We start from the raw sequence: 20,249 nt of genomic DNA, 5'->3' as shown, positions 1-20,249 counted from the left end.
CGGAGGCCGCATCCTGTCGGTGAACGGCGAGGGGGATCCCTCACCCGATGGCTTTGATCTGGGTCCCTCCTGGTTCTGGCCCGGGATGCACCCCAGGATGGCCCGTGTTGTAGACGGCCTCGGGCTTCGCGCTTTTTCCCAGCATACCGAGGGCGACGTGGTCGTTGAGCGGTCGCGGTTCGAGCCCGTGCAGCGCTTTTCGACGCTTCCACAGGAGCCGCCATCCATGCGGCTCGCAGGCGGAACCGGCGCCATGGTTTCGGCTCTGGTGGGCGCCTTGCCTGCCGGGCGGCTGCATCTTGGTGCGCGGGTCAGCCGTGTTGCGATCCGCGACGGGGGGTTGGTGCTGTCGTTCCGGGATGGCGAGGCAGACAGAGAGCTTGTGGCGCGGCAGCTGATCCCGGCCTTGCCCCCGCGGCTTCTGGCATCGACGGTTGATTTTGAGCCCGCCCTCGACATCGAGACGTTGCGCCGCTGGCGCCAGACCGCCACATGGATGGCGCCGCATGCCAAGTTCTTCGCCCTCTACGATCGTCCGTTCTGGCGCGAGTCCGGGCTCTCCGGCATGGCCCAGAGTGGCGTCGGGCCGCTGGTGGAAATTCACGATGCGACCCTGGCATCCGGTTCGGCTGCACTGTTCGGCTTCGTGGGGCTGGATCGCCGGCAGCGGATGGACGCCGGTGAGGAGGCCCTTGTCAGGGCCGCCATCGCACAACTTGTGCGCCTGTTTGGCGCAAGGGCGGGCCAGCCGCAGGCAACCCTCTTCAAGGACTGGACAGCCGACGCCTTCACCGCGACAGAAGCGGACGCGCAGGCGGAAGGACATCCGCTGCCCGATCCCAGGCCTTGGATTTCGGGGGGCTGGGCGCCATACGTGTCTCTGGCCGGCAGCGAGACGAGTTTCATCTCTCCAGGATACCTCGCCGGTGCCCTGGACGCCGCCGAACGCGCGGTCGCTGAGGTTGTCGGGCGGCTCTGAATATTCTCCCGCTTTGAACGCGCAAGGCGGGGTGCAGTCCCTCAGGCAGCGCGGCGGAAGACCAGCAGCGTGTTGTTGGCGGACATCGCGACCGTCTCGCCCAGCCTCAGGCCCGACGCAAGGGCGGTACGTTCGAGGTCGGCGATGTCGCGCAAGCCCCAGGCGGGATTGCTGGCTTTCAGGGACTGGTCGAAGGCGGCATTTGACGGCGCGTTATAGGCTCCGTTGTGCAGAAAGGGTCCGTAGAGGCAGAGCAATCCGCCGCCCCGCAGCAGCCGGCCCGCGCCGGAGAACAGCCCGGCCGTGGCTGCCCATGGTGCGATATGAATCATGTTGATCGATAACATGGCATCAAACGGCGCAAGCCTCTCGACGCCCCAGACGGGTAAGCTCGCATCGACGCTGATCGGTGCCAGGACATTGCTCAAACCCCTGAGCCCGATCCAACTGGCGGTGCTGGCGCGAGAGGCGGGATCGGGATCGGTGGGCAGCCAGGTAAGTGTGGGCATCGCCGCGGCGAAGCACACCGCATGCTCCCCTGTTCCACAGCCGATTTCCAGCACCGTTCCCTGTTCCGGAAAGAGACCCTTCAGGACCGTCAGGATCGGTTCGGCGTTACGCGCCGCCGAAGGCGAGAACATCCGCTGGTCAGCATCCTGTTCACGCCGTTCGAGGGAAACGGGTAGAGGCGTGTCATTGTCGTCGTGCATGTGACGTTCATCCGCGTGAAGCAGCCAAAGGTCAAGGTTGCTTCGAGGCCGGATGACGTGTGTCGATGTGAAAACCGTTGGGCTAATGTTCGACCCGGACCACTCGTTGGGGCCGGTAAATCATTTGTGCCGACAGAGGGCCACACCACGTGCTGCCTCTTCGACAAGCGCAGCGCGAGCGGCGTTAACGAGGATCAGCTTGGGCTTTGCCTGCCCGAGCAGCTCCGCGCCGGGCAGTGCCCGGCCGCCGGCGGGCAGGGGGCAGCACGGTGCAGCCGAGTGCTGCAGCGAGCCGTGCCACTGACTGGCCCACGGCACCGAGACCGATCACGGCCACACGCCTCCCACGGATTTCAAAACCTCGCCTGCGCGATCTGGGTCGTCGTCATTCCGGCAATGGTTTGAAACTCTGCCATGAAATCTGGCCGGTTCTGCATCAGGTCGCGTACGATCTGGGCGTCACCCATAAGCTTGGCCACGTAGATCTTGACGACAGTCAGTTGCGGGTGATTCTGGTCCTTAGGGATTCCGCTAGGAGATGAAGCTCTCCTGCAGTCTCGCTGAAGCTATTCCATCCAACATCAGCACAATTTTTTGAATAACGGCACGCACTTCACTGATCCTGCCTGCGGCGGGTGGTCTGTCTTTGACATCAAGGCGATGCGGCTAGAGGTGATTCTCTTCCGTTGCCATTTCTTCGATGCGGCATTTAGTGGGCTGTAACGTCAGCCGAGCGACTTTATCTGTGTAACAGTTGGGAACTGCCAGCAGCCAATCGCTGCAGCTTTCCCCGGCGCAATAGCCGTGGAGTCCGGTATTGACTACCGCCAAAAGTCGGGGTGGTCCCAAGGGTCTGGATCGCGTGGAAAAGAGTACGGATCAGTAACGTAGACCCCGGGAGGGTCGTATCTGTAGGACCGCTCACGATCATGAGTGTTCCGAGTGCGCCTGTTATTCGAATACTGGTTACCTATTGCACCATCATCTCTCCGGGCGCGCTCGCCATTCGAAGTCCGATTGCTTACCGCCCCTTCATTCCGATATTGGTCGCCTCGCCCGGCGGCATGCGCCTGGAACGAATATAAGCTGAGCAGAATGGTACTCGTGGCAACGAGCTTTGAGACTAATCTCATTTGTTCTTCCTGTTCATATCTGCTCTGGAACGTCGGAAGATTAAGATAGGCTTTGCGGGAGTGCCATGGATCGAAGGTTGAACTACGAAGGTACTTGCTGGTGGCATTGGCGCACGCAGAAAAATCTGAGCTTTGAAATTTCAAGACGTTCTTTCTGACTACATTGAAGGGTATGGCACATCGTGATCCTCCTCCACTGAAGTGGTCCGACTTGAAGTATGCCTCCTGGCATCAAGGAGGAGCACAACATGCCAAGGAAGAAGCACAGGCCTGAAGCTGGACCAGGCAAAGCTGCTGAAGGAGTTGAAGCTTGAGAATGCCAAGCTCCGGAGGGTGGTCTCGGATCTCACCCTGGACAAGCTCATCATGAAGGAGGCGGCACGGGGAAACGACTGAGCCCCGCGCGGTGCCGCGCGTGCATCGCGCCCGTCCGGCTAGCGCTGTCGGTCTCCGAACGACGGGCCTGTGCGGCGCTGGGCCATCACCGGTCGACACAGCGCAAGGTCCCGCGGGGCCGTGAAGATGAAAAGCACTTGACCGATAATCTTGTGGCTCTCGTCCGGGAGCAAGGCTGGCTGGGTTACTGGAAGATTGCCGCCATGGACGAGATGGATGCCGCAGATGTCGCATCGATCTCCGAGGTGCTGGCCGTCTGGACGCCTGACAAATAGCGGCGGCCTTACTGCTAATGGCTCTGTCAACTGCATCATGTCCAATGATCCGCCTGTGAGGCCATCTCTATGTCCGTGGTTCGCTCATTGGCTGTTGTGTTTGTCGGGTGACCAAGGTCATTCTACTGTTTGAACCCAGGGGTAATGCGATGAGATTCGATCGGTGTGTGAGCGTAGAACAAGATATCGAGCCTTCGGAAGATGCCTTGCTGGCATCCAGGCGGCGCGTGCTGCGGAACGGGATGGGCATGGGTGTGGCGATGGCCCTTGGATCCTTTGCGCGACAGGCATGGGCAGAGGGCTCAGTCGTCGCGGATGACGAGAAGTTCATGAGCATGGCGATCGAGGAAGCGGCCAAAGCCGACTTTCCATTCGGAGCAGTCATCGTGCGCAATGGAGAAGTTCTCGCAAGGGGCCGAAACCTCGGAAAGACCAACCAGGATCCCACTGCCCTTGGTGAGATCGTGGCGATCCGGAATTTCATCGGCACTTATCCGCCTGAGGATCTGCACGGAACGACGCTCTATACATCGGGGGACCGTGCGTGATGTGCATCGGGGCCATCCTCTGGTCGGGCATCGAGCGTGTGGTTTTTGCCGCCTCGATCGAGCAGCTTGCGAGCAGGATCGATCAGATCATGATCACCAGTCAGGCCGTGGCCGATGCCACCACCTTCTCCCATCTCAAGATCACGGGCGGTGTGCTTGCCGACGAGGCGATGGCACTGTTTGATAAGTTGAACTGACGGTCGTCCAGATAGAGAAAGACTACAATGAGGCCGATACATCCCACGGAGCGGAATGCTGTATCCTGGCCGTTCCGGATTTCGGACTGCCACATCGCACGAATAGGCCATCAACGAGGTCAGGTACTACGCGCTCCGGTTCAATGAGAAGGAGAAGCTGTTCTGGAGCTTCTCCTCCTCCGAATGGCGCCTCGACGGAGTCCCACAGAATGATGACGAGCGCCGCATCCTGCGTGTGCAGCGCTTGTGGCTGACTGACAGGGAGATGATGTCAATACCGACACTGAGCGCGTCAAGCGCATGGACTGGGACGAGCTGCTGTTCTGACATGCAGAGGCGCGGCTGATTTCCGTGGGCGGAAGATGATCCTCAGGGCTTCGCCAGCCTGCTGCAGCAATGCGGCTGACTGGCTTCCTACCGCCGGGTGGCCTGCAGCTCCCGGTCATCAATTGCGACAAAGATCATGATCAGGCCGATGGAGCCGATGAAGCGGAAGGCTGCTTCCTGGCCGTTCCAGCTCTGCGACTGCCACATCTGGAACCACTCGCCGCCGACCACGAGGAAACCCATGAACCAGAAGCCAACCCCTGCTGCGAGACCGGTGATGGCAATGCCCTTCGCGTCGTTGAAGGCACCCGCCGGACGCCGGAGAACCGGCATCAGCCGCAAGGCGCCCGCAATGCAGATCAGGCCAATGGCAATCTCCGCCGCGATGATCAGCCAATAGGTCAGATGATGAAGCTGCGGATTGGACAGGGCGCGGCTTGCGCGGACAGCATTGTCGGGGAATGTCGTGTCCATGGTCAGGACATGCTGGACGAACATGAAGTTGCTGCTGTAGTCGACGATGTTGTTGTAGCCGACCAGTAGGCAGAACACCCCTGCCGACAGAATGAGCATGATCTTTGCAAGCCGAACCGCCATCGCGGACTCTCCTTCGTCAACTGCCTTGCATCTGTCATAGCCCTACGGAAGACGATTTCAAGGGCGATGGACCGGTCGCTGCGTTTCTGGGGGCGTGGGCCAGGTCATGGTTGGTGGCTGCTGAACCAGCAGGGGAAGCAAGAGCATGGCGAGCCAGATCACCCAGCCTATCGGCGAATTGCTCGACCGGGTTTCGGGCCAGGCGCGGGGCGTGGCGGACAGGATGCGCGGGCTGACGCGCACGGTGAGGGACGCGCCCCGGTGCAGGCGGCGCAGGTCACATCCTTGCAGATGAACCAGTTCGCCACCGACATCGTGAAGGCGCAGGACCTTCTCGTGGGCATGGGGCTTGACGTCGAGTGCGCCCGCATGGCCATGGCGTACATTGCGCAGGCCGCAACCGCCACGAGCCTTGGGGACCTTTCGAAGGCTGGTTTCTCTGCCATGTCGAACTTTAGGGCTGGGCGCAGATCGCGTGGATCCGGAGCGGCTTCCGGCAGATTTGGCATCAGCGCCGCCCCTCTGCCATTCGGCGTTTGAGTTCTATAGATGTGGAACTCTCCCCATCGGCGTTCCAGCCCTGTAGGTGTTTCCCGGCATTGACTGCTGGGGCGAGGATTGTTGGGAAGCGTTGTAAACGGTATTGAGGGACGGCGCCGGTGCTCGTCGCTCTGGTGAACGCGCCGCAACCCCGAAACAAAACACGCGCCCCGTTTCCGGAGCGCATGATGGTGACTGGATTTGCCGCAGGCGCGGATGGGTCAAGTAGCTGTGCTTCAGGCCTTGCGCTTGAGAGCGTAGACGTAAGCCTTGGAGATGCCGAACTCCTTTGCAAGAGTATCGGCTGACTTCTTCGCCCTGGAGCCGGCGCGCACTGCATTGCGCAACTTCGCGACGTCGGCCCTACTGCGGCGGGCGGCCTTCCTGACTGCAGGCTTCGTTGCCTTCACAGACTTGGCGGCAAAAGCCTTTTTCTTCTTGGCAGATCTGGTAGGGGCCTTGGCCGCGATTTTCTTCTTTGGCTTCTTTGCCAAGGATCAAAGGGCGCGCAGCTGGTCAGCAGAGTCTTTTCCGCTCTTCCTATCAGTGATCACCTCAAAGGAAACCGCCTGGCTCTCGGCAAGCGAACGGAGGCCTGCACGCTCCACGGCGCTGATGTGAACGAAGATATCCCTGCCGCCGTTATCCGGCGCAATGAACCCATAACCCTTCTGATCGTTGAACCACTTCACCTTGCCTGTCGCCACTGTACTTCCTCTTCTCGTAAGTTGACCTAACCACGTCCGATAACGATTGCTATCGTTCACAATTGGTATGCAAAGCGAAGAATTTCCGAAACCCACGGAATCTACTTAGACGCATGATTGCCCGAGAGGAGTGGCGCACATGGCGACTGCGGGCATCGGCGAGGCGGTCCAACCGCCGGGCTTGCGGACTGACCGGTACGATGGTTATGAAAGGCGGCCTTAAGCAATGGCAGATGCTTTTGTGCTTTGAGGCGCCTGAGCCCCTCCTGCGTCATCAAGTGGATGGCGCGCTATTGCAAGGCGGGCAGCGTCAAGCCGGGCAAGATCGGCGGGCATGTTCCGCTCAAGATCAGAGGCGCGCACCGGGAATGGGTGTTGCAGCAGATCGAAGCGGGTGGCGATGTGACCCTGCAGGGCCTCGCCGATGGGCTTGCCGAACGCGGCCTGAAGGTAGATTGCCGGACGATGTGGAATTTCGTGCACCGCGAAGGCAAGTGCTCTACCCCGGATCATTTACCAAGGCGATCATCTTGGGTTGGTGGATGTAGCGTAATATGTTGATTTGGTACAGGAATTCGTTGTCGCGACGATTGCCTGCGACCGAGGCAACAAAGGCCACACTCGCCATGAGTGACGATAGCTTTCTTCCCGTCGATCTTCCAGCCGTTTCCCGCAAGTAGGTGTCCGCGAGTTTCGATGGCGGTGCTTTCCTCTGATGGCAGCCTGCTGCTCCTGCGGGAGACGGACCGGCGGCTGGGGCTGACGCGCATGCTGGCGTCCTTCGTTCAAGACCGGCGTGACCCCAGCCGGATCAACCACGCGGTGAAGGAGATGCAGCAGTTCCGCATCATGGCCATTGCCTTCGGTCATGAGGATGCTGACGACTGCGATGCGCTGCGCAATGACCCGCTGTTCAAGCTGGCGGCGGGCGACTGGCTACTGCAGGTCCCTGACCGCCGGGGCGGAGTGAGTCATGCCATCCCCGAATATCAACCTCAACGCCTGCCAGCATCAAATCTCCTATCGTCATTCGAGGGGCGAGGGCCACGCGTGGCCTCAGTTATGAGTAATGGTCAGCCTACTGATGACCCTACATCCGGCGAATAGATTCGGCTAGAATACCTAAAAGCAAAAGTTTCCGATAATCTTATGAAGCGGAAGGTGGTGGGAAGAATGGTAGGGTTCTCGGCGCAGAAGTCCAAAATGATGAATTGATTGCAATAGTTTAACGAAGTGAGATGCCGGAGGGAACGGGTCTACCCAACGTTCTCTGCGGGTAAGTTATAGGTTTCATCGGGGGTCGTATTTCGACCGAGTGCGAATCCCGTTCCGGGATCGAACTGACTGACAGGGCCGCACGAGCACAGTACACTTGCAGATTTTGAGGCCGAGAGACCACCTGCACACGCTTCACGATGCGTAAATCGCTGAGACCTGCAGACCAATCAGAACGGAATAAGTTAACTTTACCGCTCCCTGTCCGTCGCCGTCTAGTCTGACCTGTTGAACAGGAAGAATTTCCGTTGTGTCTTGGCCTTCGGTCTTTCGGCAGAGGCGGACTTGCCCGTCTTTCGCGTTTTGCCCGGCTGCTCAGCCTGCTTCTTCGGCTTGCCGTCCTGGTTCATGGCTTGCCCGGGCGAACTGCTCTTCTCACCGGTTGCCAGACGGATTTGAGGCAGTGCCTTGCAGGAGGCGAGAGATGCGCTGGCGTCTGTGGTGACGTTCATGAGCGGGCTGGCCAGCGACCTGCACCTCTGCTCCAGCGCGTCGCCGTAGATCGCAGGGCTGGGAACGCAGGCAAGGCCGGACCCCGTACCGGTCGGGGTGAAGTGCACTGGTGTGCCACCGCCCCGGCTCAGCTCTTCGCTCATCGCATTGACGACGGCGATCCGGCTGGCGGCGTCCTCAGGCGAAAACGGCTTCGCGATCTCGTGCATGTCGCTGATCGGCGTGACCTCGACCGCCCGCAACACCGGCTTGTGCCCGGGCACGGACCAGAGATAGACCTTGGCGTGGAGGCCGAAGTCCCGGCAGTGGCCATAGCGTGCCATGTCCTGCGTTCCGGCGTGGAGGAAGTTCCCGAGCCCATAGAAGATCACGGCATCACCCCGCCGCTCGACGCCGGAGGCAACATGCGAATGATGGCCGAACACGATGGTGGCGTCCCCGCGAGTCACGGTCGAGCGCAACCGCATCCTGTCGGGCTCAGAGGGCAAAAGGTTCAGCTCCTCACCATAGTGAACCGAAAGAACGCGGACATCGGCCCCGGTTTTGCCCAGCGCCGCGCTCACGCGGTCAAAGTCAGGCCGGCTGGCATAGAGCGGCTGGCCGTAGCCATCGGGTCCCGCGGGGTTGATGCCCTTGCCCACAGCAGACACGCCGACGGACGTGCCCTGGAGATCGAGGACTTCGGCGCGGTAACGCTCATCCCCCTGGCCCAGCCCCACATGGGCCTTGAGCCCAGCCGCCCGCTCCGCCTCGAGGTGACGAAGCGTATCCGCGATCCCCTCCTCGCCGAAATCGGCAGCGTGATTGTTCGCGGCGGTGATCACGTTGATCCCGGCGCCCACCGCCGCCCTCAGCCCGGCGGGGCTCGCCAGGAAATTGAAGGCCTTGTCGACGGACGCAAGACCGGGGCGATCCGTGATCACGGTTTCCAGATTGGCGAATGTCGCGTCAGCCTCAAGCAGGGGAGCAACGCCGGAGACAAGCTCATCCCATGGGATCACCCGTCCGTGGCGTATCGCCCCCGCGGTGGAAAGCGGCTGGTCCTTGCCCGAGAATCCTAGGTCGCCGGCAAAGCCGAGAATGATGAGCCGGCCAGGCGGAGCTTTCTCTGGCTCCAGCTTCTGCAGTCCCTGGCGCGCCGCCAACCCTCCGCCCGGAAGGCTTCCCGTGATGTCGCTGTCCGATTCGTTTGCCGGAGCGGCGGCAGGCATCAGCAGGGCCGAGCAGGCGACGGCCAGAACCATATACACGGCCCAACCGAGCCCAAACCTTGCAGATGCTGTCATGACCCTATCGATCGCCTGTGTCGCGCATATCCCTACCCCGATTCGGGCGGGGAGACGCGACGCCGCCGACGGCCGGGGCCGGTCGTCCTCAGCTATTTGGGCTAACTTCAACACGCGATGGACGAAGCGACGCGTCTTCCTTGCGGCGGCAGTCCTTCCGTTGCTAAGTCTGCCCTTCCGTTCCCTCCCTGAGTTCAGCCTCGCATGAACGATACTTGGAACCGCTTCCGACGTGACAAGCTGGCTATGGCCGGGCTGGTGATCATTGCCGTCTTTGTGATTGCCGCTGCGGCAGCGCCATGGCTGGCGCCTCACAATCCGTCGGAACAGTATTTCGATGGGCTGACCCTCGAGGGGTCTCCCCTGCCGCCCAACGCGCGCTTCTGGTTTGGCACCGACACCAACGGCCGCGACCAGTTCTCCCGTCTGCTCTTCGGCGCGCAGACCTCCCTGCTGATTGGCATCGTGGCCAACGGTCTTGCCGTGGCGGTGGGCACCGCGCTCGGCCTTCTCGCGGGCTATCTGCGGGGCTGGTGGGGTGCGTCCATCATGCGCTTCACCGATTTGATGATGGCCTTTCCGCCACTTCTGCTGGCCATTGCCCTCGCGGCGATCCTGAAGCCCGGCATCAGCATCATCATCCTCGTCATTGCGCTTGTGAATTGGGTGCAAATTGCCCGGGTCATTTATGCGGAGACGTTGGCGCTCTCCGAGCGCGAATACATCGAAGCCGCACGCGCGCTCGGCGCGGGCAATGGGCGGATCCTGCTGCGCCACCTGCTGCCGCATCTCATACCCACCGTCATCGTCTATGCAACACTCGGCATTGCCACGACTGTGTTGCTGGAGGCGATGCTCTCCTTCCTGGGCCGTGGCGTGCAGCCTCCCACGCCGGCATGGGGCATGATGATCTTCGAGAGCCAGTCCTATTTCCTCAACGCACCCTGGCTGGTCTTCATACCGGGTGCTGCCATCCTCATCCTCGCGCTCGCCTTCAACCTGGTGGGAGACGGCCTGCGCGACGCGCTCGATCCCACCCAGCGGGGGAGGAGCTGATGATCGCCTATCTGGCCCGCCGCCTCGCCGCTTCGCTGTTCATCCTGCTTGGCGTCAGCATCGTCACCTTCGGACTGACCTTCATGATTCCGGCTGATCCGGTGGCGATGATTGCGGGCCGCAATGCGACGTCACCGGAGATCAGGCAGCAGATCCGCATTCAACTCGGCCTGGACAAATCCGTGCCGGAGCAATACGTCCGTTACCTCGGCCGCCTCGTCCAGGGCGACCTCGGAACATCTTATGCGCGCAAATCGGATGTAGGCTCGCTCATCGCCTCGCGCCTGCCGCCCACGCTGCTACTGATGCTCGGTGCCATCATCGCGGAACTCCTGATCGGCATTCCGGCGGGTATTTATGCTGCCACCAGGCGCGGCCGCTTCGGTGACAAGGCGGCAATGACGCTCTCTTTCCTCAGCGTCTCCACCCCGCAATTTGTGCTGGGGCTGACCCTTCTTTACCTCTTCGCCTATCTATGGAGCTTGTTTCCGCTTGGCGGCTACGGCACGCTCTCCCACCTCATCCTGCCCGCTCTCACACTGGGGCTCGCTGGCGGCGGATGGTATTCCCGCATGATGCGCTCCTCGATGCTCGAGGTGCTGCGTAACGACTACATCCGCACCGCCCGCGCCAAGGGCATGAGCGAATGGCGCGTTGTCATGAAGCACGGGCTGCGCAACGCCGTTCTGCCGATTATCGCCATGATCGGGCTTGACGTCGGCATCTTCATGTCAGGCGTGGTGGTGGTGGAAAATGTCTTCGGCTGGCCAGGCATCGGGCAATTGATGTGGCAGGCAATCCAGTCCCTCGATATTCCCGTTATCATGGGGGTTACGATCGTGGCGGCCTGTTTCATTGTCCTGGGCAACCTGATCGCTGATCTGATTTCCCCGCTGATTGACCCGCGCATTCGGTTGCGCTGATATGCCGGCGGTTAAAAACACGTCCAAAACACAGGGAGACGCTCGATGAAGAAACTACTTATTTCGGCTGCTGCCGTTGTGGCCTTACTGGCTGCCGCGCCACTTGCCATGGCGGATGCGCCTAAGCAGGGGGGTGCGGCAACCGTGACCTTCAACAACGATCTGACGACGCTCGACCCGCAGGTCGGCTACGACTGGCAGAACTGGTCGGTCATCAAGTCTATCTTCGACGGACTGATGGATTACAAGCCTGGCACAACGGAGCTCGAGCCGGATCTCGCCGAGAGCTATACCGTCTCTGATGACGGACTAACTTACACTTTCAAGTTGCGTGAGGGCGTGAAGTTCCACAATGGCCGGGCCATGACCTCGGCGGACGTCAAATACTCCTTCGAGCGCGCGGTGAACCCCGCAACGCAGAGCCCGGGCGGGGGCTATTTCGGCATGATCGCCGGCTTTGATGACGTGATGGGCGGCAAGGCCACCACCCTCTCCGGTATCGAGACGCCGGACGACAAGACGGTGATCTTCAAGCTCACCCGTCCTGATGCGACCTTCCTGCATCTGATGGCCATCAACTTTGGCTTTGTCGTGCCGAAGGAAGAGGTGGAAAAGGCGGGTTCCGACTGGGGCAAGAAGCCCGTGGGCACAGGCGCCTTCAAATTCGTCGAATGGGTGCCGGGCCAGAACATCAAGCTCGAGCGGAACAAGGACTACTTCCGGATGGGTGTGCCCTATCTCGACAACATCACCTTCGAGTTTGGCCAGGATCCGACTGTCGCGGTGCTTCGCTTGAAGAAGGGCGAGGTTGACATCGTGGGTGACGGCATTCCTCCCGCCCAGTTCGCCGAAATCATGGCCGACCCCGCCAGCAAGGAACTGGTTGCAGAGGGCGATCAACTCCAGACGGGCTACGTGACCATGAACGTGACGCAGCCGCCCTTCGACAACGTCAAGGTGCGTCAGGCCGTCAACATGGCGATCAACAAGGAGCGCATCGTCCGCCTCGTCAACAACCGCGCAGCACCGGCCAACCAGCCGCTTCCGCCGGCCATGCCAGGCTACAATCCGGAGAACAAAGGCTACGCCTATGATCCGGAAGGGGCCAAGAAGCTGCTCGCGGAGGCGGGTGCCAGCGAAATCACGACCGAACTCTATGTGATGAACGTCGATCCCAACCCACGCATCGCACAGGCCATCCAGCAGGATCTGGCTGCAGTTGGCATCAAGGCCGAGATCCGTTCGCTGGCCCAGGCGGAAGTGATCTCCGCCGGCGGTGCCGGCAAGGCGCCCATGGTGTGGTCAGGCGGCATGGCATGGATCGCCGACTTCCCCGATCCGGCCAACTTCTACTACGGCATCCTCGGCTGCGCCGGTGCCGTGGACGGCGGCTGGAACTGGTCGCGGTACTGCAACAAGGCCTTGGATGACCGGGCAACAAAGGCCGATTCCATGGTCAAGGACGACCAGCAAGCCGCACGCATCGCGGAGTGGAAGGCGATCTTCGACGAAGTCTCGAAGGAAGCGCCATGGGCGCCAATCTTCAACGAGAAGCGCTTCACCTTCCATTCGGCACGGCTCGGCGGCGATCCGTCGCTCTACACCGACCCGATCCACATCCCGATCAACTACGACTATATTTTCGCCAAGGACGCTCAGTAGTCTGATCAAACCCAAAATGCTCCCCTTCCCTTCCAGGAGGGGGAGCTTTGTTCTTGAGGGGTTCCATGCACAAGCACATCTGCAATCACACGATCCACGACCACCAGTGCCATTTCGGCTGGAACCGCGACAACCCGCCCGCCGTTCGAATCGCACCCGGCGAATCGGTGGAGTTCCACCCGGTGGATTCCTCCGGTGGCCAACTCACGGCTAGTTCGACCCTGGCCGATATTGCAAGGCTGGACTTCGCCAAGGTCAATCCGGTGGCGGGCCCTGTCTATATCGAAGGTGCTGAGCCCGGTGACGCCATCAAGGTGACGCTGCTTGACTTCGTGCCCTCGGGCTGGGGTTGGACGGCCAATATCCCGGGCTTCGGCCTGCTGGCTGACCAGTTCAAGGATCCAGCCCTCCATATCTGGAAATATGACGCGCAGTCGCTCGCCCCCGCCATGTATGGGCCGGGCGGCCGCGTGCCACTGAAGCCTTTCTGCGGCACGATTGGCCTCGCACCGGCCGGGAGTGGCACGCATTCCATCGTCCCGCCGCGCCGCATGGGGGGCAACATGGATATCCGTGACATGAGTGCGGGCACCGAACTCTATCTCCCTGTCGAAGTTGCGGGCGGTCTCTTCAGCGTGGGCGACACGCATGCAACACAGGGTGACGGCGAAGTTTGCGGCACGGCCATCGAAAGCCCATGCTCCGTCGCCGCCAAGTTCGAACTCGTCAAGGGCGCGCGGCTCGCCTTCCCGCGCTTCACCACGCCCGGCCCCGTCTCGCGCCACATGGACGTCAAGGGTTATGAGGTGACGACTGGCATAGGCCCGGACCTGATGGAAGGAGCCAAGGCCGCGGTCTCTGGCATGATCGATCTTCTCTCGGCGCGCTACAACATGAACCCGGTCGATGCCTACATGCTATGCAGCGTGTGCGGCGATCTCCGCATCAGCGAGGTTGTGGACATGCCGAACTGGGTGGTGTCCTTCTACTTCCCGCGCGTCGTCTTCGAATGAGTGCAACGCCTCTGCTTCGCGTCGAGGACCTGACGGTCGGCTTCCGGACCGAGCAGGGATACGTGCGCGTGGTGGAGGATGTGAGCTTCTCACTCAAGGCAGGCAAGACCCTGGGCCTGGTGGGCGAGTCAGGCTGCGGCAAGAGTGTCACCGCGCAGACCATCATGCGGCTCCTGCCCAGCCCTTCCTCCAGCATTGAGGCGGGCCGCATCCTGTTCGGGGACGAGGATCTGGCGGTACTCTCCCAGAAGCGCATGCAGAAGATTCGCGGCGACCGCATCGGCATGGTGTTCCAGGAGCCGATGACCAGTCTCAACCCCACGCTCCGCATCGGTGAGCAGATCGCCGAGCCGCTGATCCTTCACCGCGGCATGCGTGCGCGGGAGGCCGAAGAGCAGGTCATCCGCGTCCTGGGCCTGGTCGGCATGGGCGATGCGGAGCGCCGGCTGCTGCAATATCCGCATGAGCTGTCTGGCGGGCTCAGGCAGCGTGTGATGATCGCCATGGCCATCATCTGCAACCCGATGCTGCTCATCGCCGACGAGCCGACGACCGCGCTCGACGTGACGATTCAGGCTCAAATCATGGAGCTGCTGAAATTGCTCCAGCAGGAGATGGGGCTTGCCATCCTCCTCATCACGCATGACCTCGGCATGGTGGCCGAGATGTGCGAGACGGTTGCCGTCATGTATGCCGGGCGCATCGTGGAGACGGGCCCCACGGGGCAAGTGTTCGCGAGTCCGCGCCATCCTTACACCTATGGCCTCCTCAACTCGTCGCCGCGCCGCGCACGCAAGGGAGAGCGCCTGTTGAGCATCCCCGGTATCGTGCCGCCACCGGGCGAGCGCGGGACGGGCTGCAGCTTTAACAAACGTTGCACAAACGCCACCAGCCGCTGTGCCGCCGAACGTCCCCAGATGCTGCCCTTGGGGGCTGCAGCTGCCGCTTGCTGGAACCCGATGCCATGACGAATCTTCTTGAGGCAAAGGGGCTGTCGAAAGCCTTCCCCGCCCGTGACGGCAAGGGGGTGGTGAACGCGGTGAACGATGTGAGCCTGACCCTGGCCGAGGGCGAGACGCTGGGCATCGTTGGCGAGTCGGGTTGCGGAAAATCCACCCTCGCACGCATGCTGCTGCGGCTCATCGAACCCTCGGCAGGCGAGGTCTTCTTTCGCGGCCAGAATTTGCTGGGGCTGAACCGGGCCGAGATGCGGCAAAGGCGCCGCGACATCCAGATCGTCTTCCAGGATCCCTACGCCTCGCTCGATCCGCGTATGAAGATCGCCGACATCATCGCGGAGCCGCTGGACATCCATGCAATTGGCTCCAGGGCAGAGCGTGTTGAGCGCGTGAAGGACCTTCTGTCCCTCGTCGGCCTCGATCCGTCAGCCGGTGCCCGCTATCCCCATGAGTTCTCCGGCGGTCAGCGCCAGCGCATCGGAATAGCCCGCGCCATCGCCCTGGAACCGACGCTTCTTGTTCTTGATGAGCCCGTATCTGCTTTGGACGTCTCCATCCAGTCGCAGATCCTCAATCTTCTTGATGATCTGAAGTCGCGGCTAAACCTCTCCTATATTTTCATCTCACATGATCTCTCGGTGGTGGAACATGTGAGTGACCGCGTGGCCGTCATGTATCTCGGCCGTATCGTTGAGCAGGGACCAGCGGATGTCATTCTCACACAACCAAGACATCCCTATACCCAGGCCCTGATCTCCGCAGTGCCCGAGATCGAGCCGGAAAGACGCAAGGCCCGCACCGTGCTTCAGGGCGACCTGCCGAGCCCAGAAAACATTCCGCCTGGCTGCGCTTTCCATCCTCGCTGTCCCATTGCAGCAGATATCTGCAAGGTCCAACTCCCGGCCTTCCGGTCCGGTGGTCGTTCAGGTGTGCGGTGCCATCTTGTTGAGGATCCGTCTATCCTCTGACCTGGCCGGCATTTTCTGTACCACGTAAATTGAGAAGAATAGCCTGGAGAGAAAGAACTCATGCCGAAGAAGAGGTGGTGAGCTGAGAAGATTATTACGATGCTATGGCAAGTTGAGGTCCTGCAACGTCAGGGAAAGAGCATTGCTGCGGCGTGCAAGGAAATAGCTCGGACCGGGCAGGACTACGATCGGCACCGACATGAATATGGTGAGTCTTGGCCTGACCGACATCCCCATACTAGCGCGAGTTCATTTCGACCAGTTCAGCCCCTTACGGCGCCGGATTCGTTGAACCCTGTCTTTGCCCACTGCCATGCCACTGTCGTTGAGCATGGCCGTCACCCAGCAGTAGCTGTAACAGCGATAGCTTGATTTGATTGGAACAGCGTTGCGGGTCAGCTCATCTTCGCTCGGCTTCAGCGCTGGAACGTATCTCTGCGACCCACGTGGTTGCCCGATAATCCGGACAGCCTTTCGATGCTGCTCGGGGCTTACAAGTTTCGCTGGCGCGGACCTCCGGTTTCCTCCGCAATGTCCGTAAGGACCTGTATCACCAGCGACAGGCCGGCCGCCAGCTTCTTGAGCCGCTCAGAAGGTGATGGCTTTGTCCAGGAACTGGCAGATGCGAGGATCTACAATGCCAACGAAGAGCAAGGATTGCCAGCTGTAGCACCGGCGAGCTCGGCGGTGGTACCAATGTTGCGCAAGAGTTTGATGATGCACGCTTCACCGGGCATCAGCTTCTTGCCGCGGCAAAGGCCTCACTCGGTGAGCTTTCACCCCTCGAGGCTGTGATGAAGCTGCTTGGAATGGTGAATGCTGCTCCGGATTTCGGCGGCCATCCCACGTTGATCAACGGCTGCTCAGATCTGTTTGTCGCGGTCTTCGGCGATTCAGGTCGTCACGCCTATTCCGCCGGGGGCATGGGCTTACCGCCGATGGGCATCACTTTCGAAATCGAAGCCATTCTTCTTGAGAAACCCAAAGAACACTGCCGATATCGCTGAAAACGCTCAACAGTTCCATTTTTGAAGGCCGTTTGACAAAATCGGATTTTGCTGTCTAACCTTGAACAGAGGTATGTGATGTCCCTGCGCGGAACCAACCAGGAGATGGGCCGGCCCTTCAACCGGAGGATCGTTCTTGAGCTCATCCGCCTGCATGGCCCAATTGCCCGCAACGAAATCGCAGACCGCACCGGACTGACGGTGCAGACCATTTCGAACATCGTTCGTGAACTCGAAGAAGACGGCTTTCTGCTCTCGTCGCGGCTGAAGCCAGCAGGCCGCGGCCTGCCACCCAGCGCGCTGAGCATCAATCCCCACGGAGGCCATGCCTTTGGCGTGCAGATCACGCCGCTTGGCATCGAAGTCGCACTCGTCAATCTGGGCGGCATCATCATCGCCAGCGCACGCGAGGCGAACGACAATGCATCACCCAAACAATGTTTTGCAATCATTGCCAAATTGGTGAAGCGCCTGAAGACACAATACCCGGACGTGAGGCTGCTGGGTGCGGGGCTTGCCATGCCGGGTCCCTTCGGCGTGGACAGCATGAGTTTCATCGGCCCCACAACTCTCTCTGGCTGGCAGGATGTGAACATCCGCCAACAGCTCGAGAATGCATGCGGCCTTCCAGGCTTCATTGAAATCGACATGGCAACCGCTGCACTCGGCGAGCAGCTTTATGGCCTCGGCCCGAACCTCTCAGACTATTACTATCTTTATTTTGGCCTCGGCCTTGGCGGAACAATGGTGCACGGCGGCGAGACCGTCCGGGGCAATTGGGGCAACGCCGGTGAAATCGGTCACCTCACGATTGTGCCCGAAGGCGAGAGCTGCCCCTGCGGAAATCATGGCTGCCTGGAACGCTACGTGTCGCTTGAAGCGTTTGGCCGCCGCAAGATTGCGGAAGCCGACTGGGTTTCTGAAATTGGACCCCTGTTCACGCGAGCCGTGCGCATGATCGAGAACATGTACGATCCCCAGACGATCGTGCTCGGCGGCTTAGCGCCCCGAAGCCTGCTCACACGGCTGAGCGCACTGGCAGACAGCCTCGGCAATTCGATCGCGGCCAGGCACGACCGAACGGTTCCCCGCCTGATGGTGGCAAGCCTGGGCGAAGACACAGTGCTGCGCGGTGCTGCTGCACTTGCGGTGCGCGGCGCGCTTGCACCGCGGGAAGGACGCATGTTCAGGCACCCGCAAACACAAGACCAATGGAAAGGAGTAGCCCTTGGAACAGCCGCTGTTGGTACTTGATCATGTCTGCAAGTCCTATGGGGCTATCCAGGCGCTCAAGGGCGTGTCCTTTTCCGTCAACAGGGGCGAGGTGATCGCACTGTTGGGCGACAATGGCGCGGGCAAGTCGACGCTCGTGAAGATCATTGCTGGCGGACAGGAACCCACGTCTGGCCGAATGCTGTTCGAGGGGAAGGAATACAGGGCGAAGTCACCGGCCGAAGGCAAGGCCGCAGGCATTGAGACGGTCTATCAGGACCTCTCGCTCTGCATCAACGTGGACGTGGTCGCAAATTTCTTTATGGGCCGTGAGATCACGCGGAAGTTCCTTGGCATTCCCATTCTCGATGAGAGGGCGATGGAAGCCGCCGTCAGCAAGGCCATGGCCAATGCAGGAACGCGCATTCCCTCCCTGCGGACCAACGTCGAAAACCTCTCGGGCGGTCAGCGCCAGGCCATCGAACTCAACCGCTTTGTCCACTGGGGCGGTAAGCTCGTTTTGCTCGACGAGCCCTTTGCCGCGCTCGGCGTTGAACAAACGAGACGCGGCCTTGAGACCATCCGCCAGGTGGCCAGCCAGGGCATTGGCGTCATCATCATCACACACATCATGCAGCAGGCCTTCCAGGTGGCCGACCGCATCGTTGTCATCCGGCAGGGTGTGGTTGCCGGCGACGTACCCACCAAAGACACCAATCCCGACGAGGTAATCAAGATGATTACGGGAGAAACTCTCGCTGTGGCCGGAACAGCGGCGAGAAACTGAGTCATCCGGAGAAACAGAGGAGAGAACGATATGCAGAGAAGAACATTCCTGGCACTGATGAGCGCGCTGGCTGCGTCTGCTGCCGTCACGCCTGCAATGGCCGAGAGCAAGGGTACGATCTATTACATGGTTCCCACCCTGCTCGACGAATTTCAGACGGGTTCGGTGAGCGCGCTTGAGATGTTCCTCAAGCAGGTTGGATACGAGATGAAGACCCTCAACGCCGACAACAAGACGGACACCCAGCAGTCGCAGATGAACGATGCGATCACGCTTAAGCCTGCGGCAATCATTCTTGCTGCCGTGGACTTCAATGCGCTGAAGCCGTCGATAGAGTCAGCGCGTGCGGCAGGCATTCCTGTGGTCGAGTTCGATCGCCAGATCACCTCGACGCCGTCCGACTTCACCTCCGTTGCTGGCACAGTCGAAATCGGCTACATCGCCGCCGAGGAAACCCAGAAGCTTCTTGCAGCCAAGAATGGCGCAGTGAAGGGCAAAGTTTTGCAGGTTCTGGGCGACCCCGGTGATCCCTACACCCTCGACATCCAGAAGGGCTTTGAAGAGAAGATGAAGGCGTTCCCCGACGTCACCATCATCTCCAAACCTGCCATGCAGTGGGAAGCCAGCAACGCTGGCACCATTGTGGCAGACGCCATTGTTGCCAACCCCGACATCGACTTGGTCTTCAGCCATGCTGCGCATCTTTCGGTGGCTGCGGTGGCATCTCTTGAAGCCGCAGGAAAGAAACCGGGCGAGGTGATGATGATGAGTTCCAACGGCGCACCCGTTGGCCTCGACCTCATCCGCAAGGGCTGGCTTAATGTGGAGGTTGAACAGCCGCTCTATGCTCAGGCCGCGGCCGTGGCCATGTTCATGGACAAGATCGTCAACAAGCAGGAGATCAAGGCCGGCGAGTATGACGTGCTTGGCCTGAAATCAATGGTAACGATCGAAGCGTGGGGTCCAAACATCAAGATCCCGGGCGCCGCGATCAGCAAGGACAATGTCGACAATCCTGCATTCTGGGGCAACCTGAAGCCGCCGGCGGGTACCGTCAAGTCGGTCGAATAGCAAACTTCGCCAATGGATCTCCGGGTAATCCACCCGGAGGTCCTTCTTTCACGCATCTCGGGACCTGGCCAGATATGACATCGCAAACACGTCAGCGGGTGGAATTCATCCTCGATAACCTCGTCTGGTTCATGCTGTTTTTTGTACTGGCCGTCTTTTCTCTCTTCG

General features: G+C 60.6%; 23 protein-coding genes and 1 pseudogene. 17 read left to right on the top strand and 7 right to left on the bottom strand.

What is annotated here, in order from left to right; translation table 11 throughout:
- The coding region (locus tag ACILRA_RS06880) for a flavin monoamine oxidase family protein (RefSeq protein WP_395661357.1) at positions 1-979 on the top strand (979 nt) is incomplete at its 5' end.
- Positions 980-1,020: 41 nt separating this feature from the next.
- On the opposite strand, the gene ACILRA_RS06875 is transcribed toward ACILRA_RS06880, so the two are convergent.
- The 3 genes from ACILRA_RS06875 to ACILRA_RS06865 form a co-directional block, all read right to left on the bottom strand.
- A complete protein-coding gene (locus tag ACILRA_RS06875) occupies positions 1,021-1,689 on the bottom strand; it encodes a DUF938 domain-containing protein (RefSeq protein WP_395661356.1) in 669 nt (222 codons plus the stop codon).
- Between the two features lie 184 nt (positions 1,690-1,873).
- The gene (locus ACILRA_RS06870) at positions 1,874-2,002 is read right to left on the bottom strand and encodes a hypothetical protein (protein ID WP_395661359.1); all 129 of its coding nucleotides are present in this window, start codon (positions 2,000-2,002) and stop codon (positions 1,874-1,876) included.
- Positions 2,003-2,042: 40 nt separating this feature from the next.
- Complete coding sequence (locus ACILRA_RS06865; protein WP_395661355.1) at positions 2,043-2,168, bottom strand: hypothetical protein; 126 nt, start codon at positions 2,166-2,168, stop codon at positions 2,043-2,045.
- A 921-nt stretch (positions 2,169-3,089) separates the two neighbouring features.
- On the opposite strand from ACILRA_RS06865, the pseudogene ACILRA_RS06860 reads away from it, so the two are divergent.
- The 3 genes and pseudogenes from ACILRA_RS06860 to ACILRA_RS06850 all read left to right on the top strand — a co-directional run.
- Positions 3,090-3,424, top strand: a pseudogene (locus ACILRA_RS06860) (IS3 family transposase); the annotation flags it as partial.
- Positions 3,425-3,600: 176 nt separating this feature from the next.
- Positions 3,601-4,041: a nucleoside deaminase gene (locus ACILRA_RS06855; RefSeq protein WP_395661354.1), complete on the top strand. Its 441-nt coding sequence runs from the start codon at positions 3,601-3,603 to the stop codon at positions 4,039-4,041.
- The gene (locus ACILRA_RS06850; protein WP_395661353.1) at positions 4,038-4,238 is read left to right on the top strand and encodes a hypothetical protein; all 201 of its coding nucleotides are present in this window, start codon (positions 4,038-4,040) and stop codon (positions 4,236-4,238) included. The genes ACILRA_RS06855 and ACILRA_RS06850 overlap by 4 nt, the downstream gene beginning before the upstream one ends.
- A 414-nt stretch (positions 4,239-4,652) precedes the next feature.
- Here the strand turns inward: ACILRA_RS06850 and ACILRA_RS06845 are convergent, their stop codons facing one another.
- A complete protein-coding gene (locus tag ACILRA_RS06845) occupies positions 4,653-5,162 on the bottom strand; it encodes a DUF2165 family protein (RefSeq protein WP_395661352.1) in 510 nt (169 codons plus the stop codon).
- Positions 5,163-5,447: 285 nt separating this feature from the next.
- Here ACILRA_RS06845 and ACILRA_RS06840 point away from each other — a divergent pair, with 285 nt between their 5' ends.
- A complete protein-coding gene (locus ACILRA_RS06840; protein ID WP_395661351.1) occupies positions 5,448-5,702 on the top strand; it encodes a hypothetical protein in 255 nt (84 codons plus the stop codon).
- A 236-nt stretch (positions 5,703-5,938) separates the two neighbouring features.
- On the opposite strand, the gene ACILRA_RS06835 is transcribed toward ACILRA_RS06840, so the two are convergent.
- On the bottom strand, positions 5,939-6,196 hold the full coding sequence (locus ACILRA_RS06835; protein WP_395661350.1) for a hypothetical protein: 258 nt from the start codon (positions 6,194-6,196) through the stop codon (positions 5,939-5,941).
- Between the two features lie 3 nt (positions 6,197-6,199).
- On the bottom strand, positions 6,200-6,409 hold the full coding sequence (locus tag ACILRA_RS06830) for a cold-shock protein (protein ID WP_395661349.1): 210 nt from the start codon (positions 6,407-6,409) through the stop codon (positions 6,200-6,202).
- A gap of 246 nt (positions 6,410-6,655) precedes the next feature.
- Here ACILRA_RS06830 and ACILRA_RS06825 point away from each other — a divergent pair, with 246 nt between their 5' ends.
- Together ACILRA_RS06825 and ACILRA_RS06820 are read left to right on the top strand one after the other, a co-directional pair.
- Entirely contained in the window at positions 6,656-6,970 is a 315-nt protein-coding gene (locus ACILRA_RS06825; protein ID WP_395661348.1) for a hypothetical protein, read from the top strand.
- Between the two features lie 135 nt (positions 6,971-7,105).
- A complete protein-coding gene (locus ACILRA_RS06820) occupies positions 7,106-7,516 on the top strand; it encodes a transposase (RefSeq protein ID WP_395661347.1) in 411 nt (136 codons plus the stop codon).
- A 383-nt stretch (positions 7,517-7,899) separates the two neighbouring features.
- On the opposite strand, the gene ACILRA_RS06815 is transcribed toward ACILRA_RS06820, so the two are convergent.
- On the bottom strand, positions 7,900-9,423 hold the full coding sequence (locus tag ACILRA_RS06815) for a CapA family protein (RefSeq protein WP_395661346.1): 1,524 nt from the start codon (positions 9,421-9,423) through the stop codon (positions 7,900-7,902).
- Positions 9,424-9,627: 204 nt separating this feature from the next.
- On the opposite strand from ACILRA_RS06815, the gene ACILRA_RS06810 reads away from it, so the two are divergent.
- From ACILRA_RS06810 to ACILRA_RS06765, 10 genes are all read left to right on the top strand, one after another.
- Complete coding sequence (locus ACILRA_RS06810; protein ID WP_395661345.1) at positions 9,628-10,479, top strand: ABC transporter permease; 852 nt, start codon at positions 9,628-9,630, stop codon at positions 10,477-10,479.
- Positions 10,479-11,402, top strand: coding sequence for an ABC transporter permease (locus tag ACILRA_RS06805; RefSeq protein ID WP_395661344.1), 924 nt, complete (start codon positions 10,479-10,481; stop codon positions 11,400-11,402). The genes ACILRA_RS06810 and ACILRA_RS06805 overlap by 1 nt, the downstream gene beginning before the upstream one ends.
- Positions 11,403-11,447: 45 nt before the next feature.
- Positions 11,448-13,064: an ABC transporter substrate-binding protein gene (locus ACILRA_RS06800; RefSeq protein ID WP_395661343.1), complete on the top strand. Its 1,617-nt coding sequence runs from the start codon at positions 11,448-11,450 to the stop codon at positions 13,062-13,064.
- A 65-nt stretch (positions 13,065-13,129) separates the two neighbouring features.
- Positions 13,130-14,077: an acetamidase/formamidase family protein gene (locus tag ACILRA_RS06795; protein ID WP_395661342.1), complete on the top strand. Its 948-nt coding sequence runs from the start codon at positions 13,130-13,132 to the stop codon at positions 14,075-14,077.
- A complete protein-coding gene (locus ACILRA_RS06790) occupies positions 14,074-15,045 on the top strand; it encodes an ABC transporter ATP-binding protein (protein WP_395661341.1) in 972 nt (323 codons plus the stop codon). The genes ACILRA_RS06795 and ACILRA_RS06790 overlap by 4 nt, the downstream gene beginning before the upstream one ends.
- Positions 15,042-16,004, top strand: coding sequence for an ABC transporter ATP-binding protein (locus ACILRA_RS06785; RefSeq protein WP_395661340.1), 963 nt, complete (start codon positions 15,042-15,044; stop codon positions 16,002-16,004). Before ACILRA_RS06790 ends, ACILRA_RS06785 begins: the two co-directional genes overlap by 4 nt.
- 656 nt (positions 16,005-16,660) lie before the next feature.
- Positions 16,661-17,011 (top strand): RidA family protein, encoded by a 351-nt coding sequence (locus ACILRA_RS06780; protein ID WP_395661358.1) that lies wholly within the window; start codon positions 16,661-16,663, stop codon positions 17,009-17,011.
- Between the two features lie 78 nt (positions 17,012-17,089).
- Entirely contained in the window at positions 17,090-18,265 is a 1,176-nt protein-coding gene (locus ACILRA_RS06775) for an ROK family protein (RefSeq protein WP_395661339.1), read from the top strand.
- Complete coding sequence (locus ACILRA_RS06770) at positions 18,240-19,010, top strand: ATP-binding cassette domain-containing protein (protein WP_395661338.1); 771 nt, start codon at positions 18,240-18,242, stop codon at positions 19,008-19,010. Before ACILRA_RS06775 ends, ACILRA_RS06770 begins: the two co-directional genes overlap by 26 nt.
- 30 nt (positions 19,011-19,040) lie before the next feature.
- Entirely contained in the window at positions 19,041-20,081 is a 1,041-nt protein-coding gene (locus tag ACILRA_RS06765) for a sugar ABC transporter substrate-binding protein (RefSeq protein WP_395661337.1), read from the top strand.
- Positions 20,082-20,249 lie beyond the last annotated feature (168 nt).

This window comes from Aestuariivirga sp. (genome assembly GCF_044239095.1).
Lineage (GTDB): Bacteria > Pseudomonadota > Alphaproteobacteria > Rhizobiales > Aestuariivirgaceae > Aestuariivirga.
This window is presented reverse-complemented; position numbering and strand designations above follow the sequence as displayed.

Excerpts from the sequence above, each read along its gene's own strand:
- ACILRA_RS06875 (WP_395661356.1), bottom strand. The coding sequence starts at position 1,689 with ATGCACGACGACAATGACACGCCTCTACCCGTTTCCCTCGAACGGCGT.
- ACILRA_RS06845 (WP_395661352.1), bottom strand. The coding sequence starts at position 5,162 with ATGGCGGTTCGGCTTGCAAAGATCATGCTCATTCTGTCGGCAGGGGTG.
- ACILRA_RS06820 (WP_395661347.1), top strand. The coding sequence starts at position 7,106 with ATGGCGGTGCTTTCCTCTGATGGCAGCCTGCTGCTCCTGCGGGAGACG.
- ACILRA_RS06815 (WP_395661346.1), bottom strand. The coding sequence starts at position 9,423 with ATGACAGCATCTGCAAGGTTTGGGCTCGGTTGGGCCGTGTATATGGTT.
- ACILRA_RS06810 (WP_395661345.1), top strand. The coding sequence starts at position 9,628 with ATGAACGATACTTGGAACCGCTTCCGACGTGACAAGCTGGCTATGGCC.
- ACILRA_RS06805 (WP_395661344.1), top strand. The coding sequence starts at position 10,479 with ATGATCGCCTATCTGGCCCGCCGCCTCGCCGCTTCGCTGTTCATCCTG.
- ACILRA_RS06800 (WP_395661343.1), top strand. The coding sequence starts at position 11,448 with ATGAAGAAACTACTTATTTCGGCTGCTGCCGTTGTGGCCTTACTGGCT.
- ACILRA_RS06795 (WP_395661342.1), top strand. The coding sequence starts at position 13,130 with ATGCACAAGCACATCTGCAATCACACGATCCACGACCACCAGTGCCAT.
- ACILRA_RS06790 (WP_395661341.1), top strand. The coding sequence starts at position 14,074 with ATGAGTGCAACGCCTCTGCTTCGCGTCGAGGACCTGACGGTCGGCTTC.
- ACILRA_RS06785 (WP_395661340.1), top strand. The coding sequence starts at position 15,042 with ATGACGAATCTTCTTGAGGCAAAGGGGCTGTCGAAAGCCTTCCCCGCC.
- ACILRA_RS06775 (WP_395661339.1), top strand. The coding sequence starts at position 17,090 with ATGTCCCTGCGCGGAACCAACCAGGAGATGGGCCGGCCCTTCAACCGG.
- ACILRA_RS06765 (WP_395661337.1), top strand. The coding sequence starts at position 19,041 with ATGCAGAGAAGAACATTCCTGGCACTGATGAGCGCGCTGGCTGCGTCT.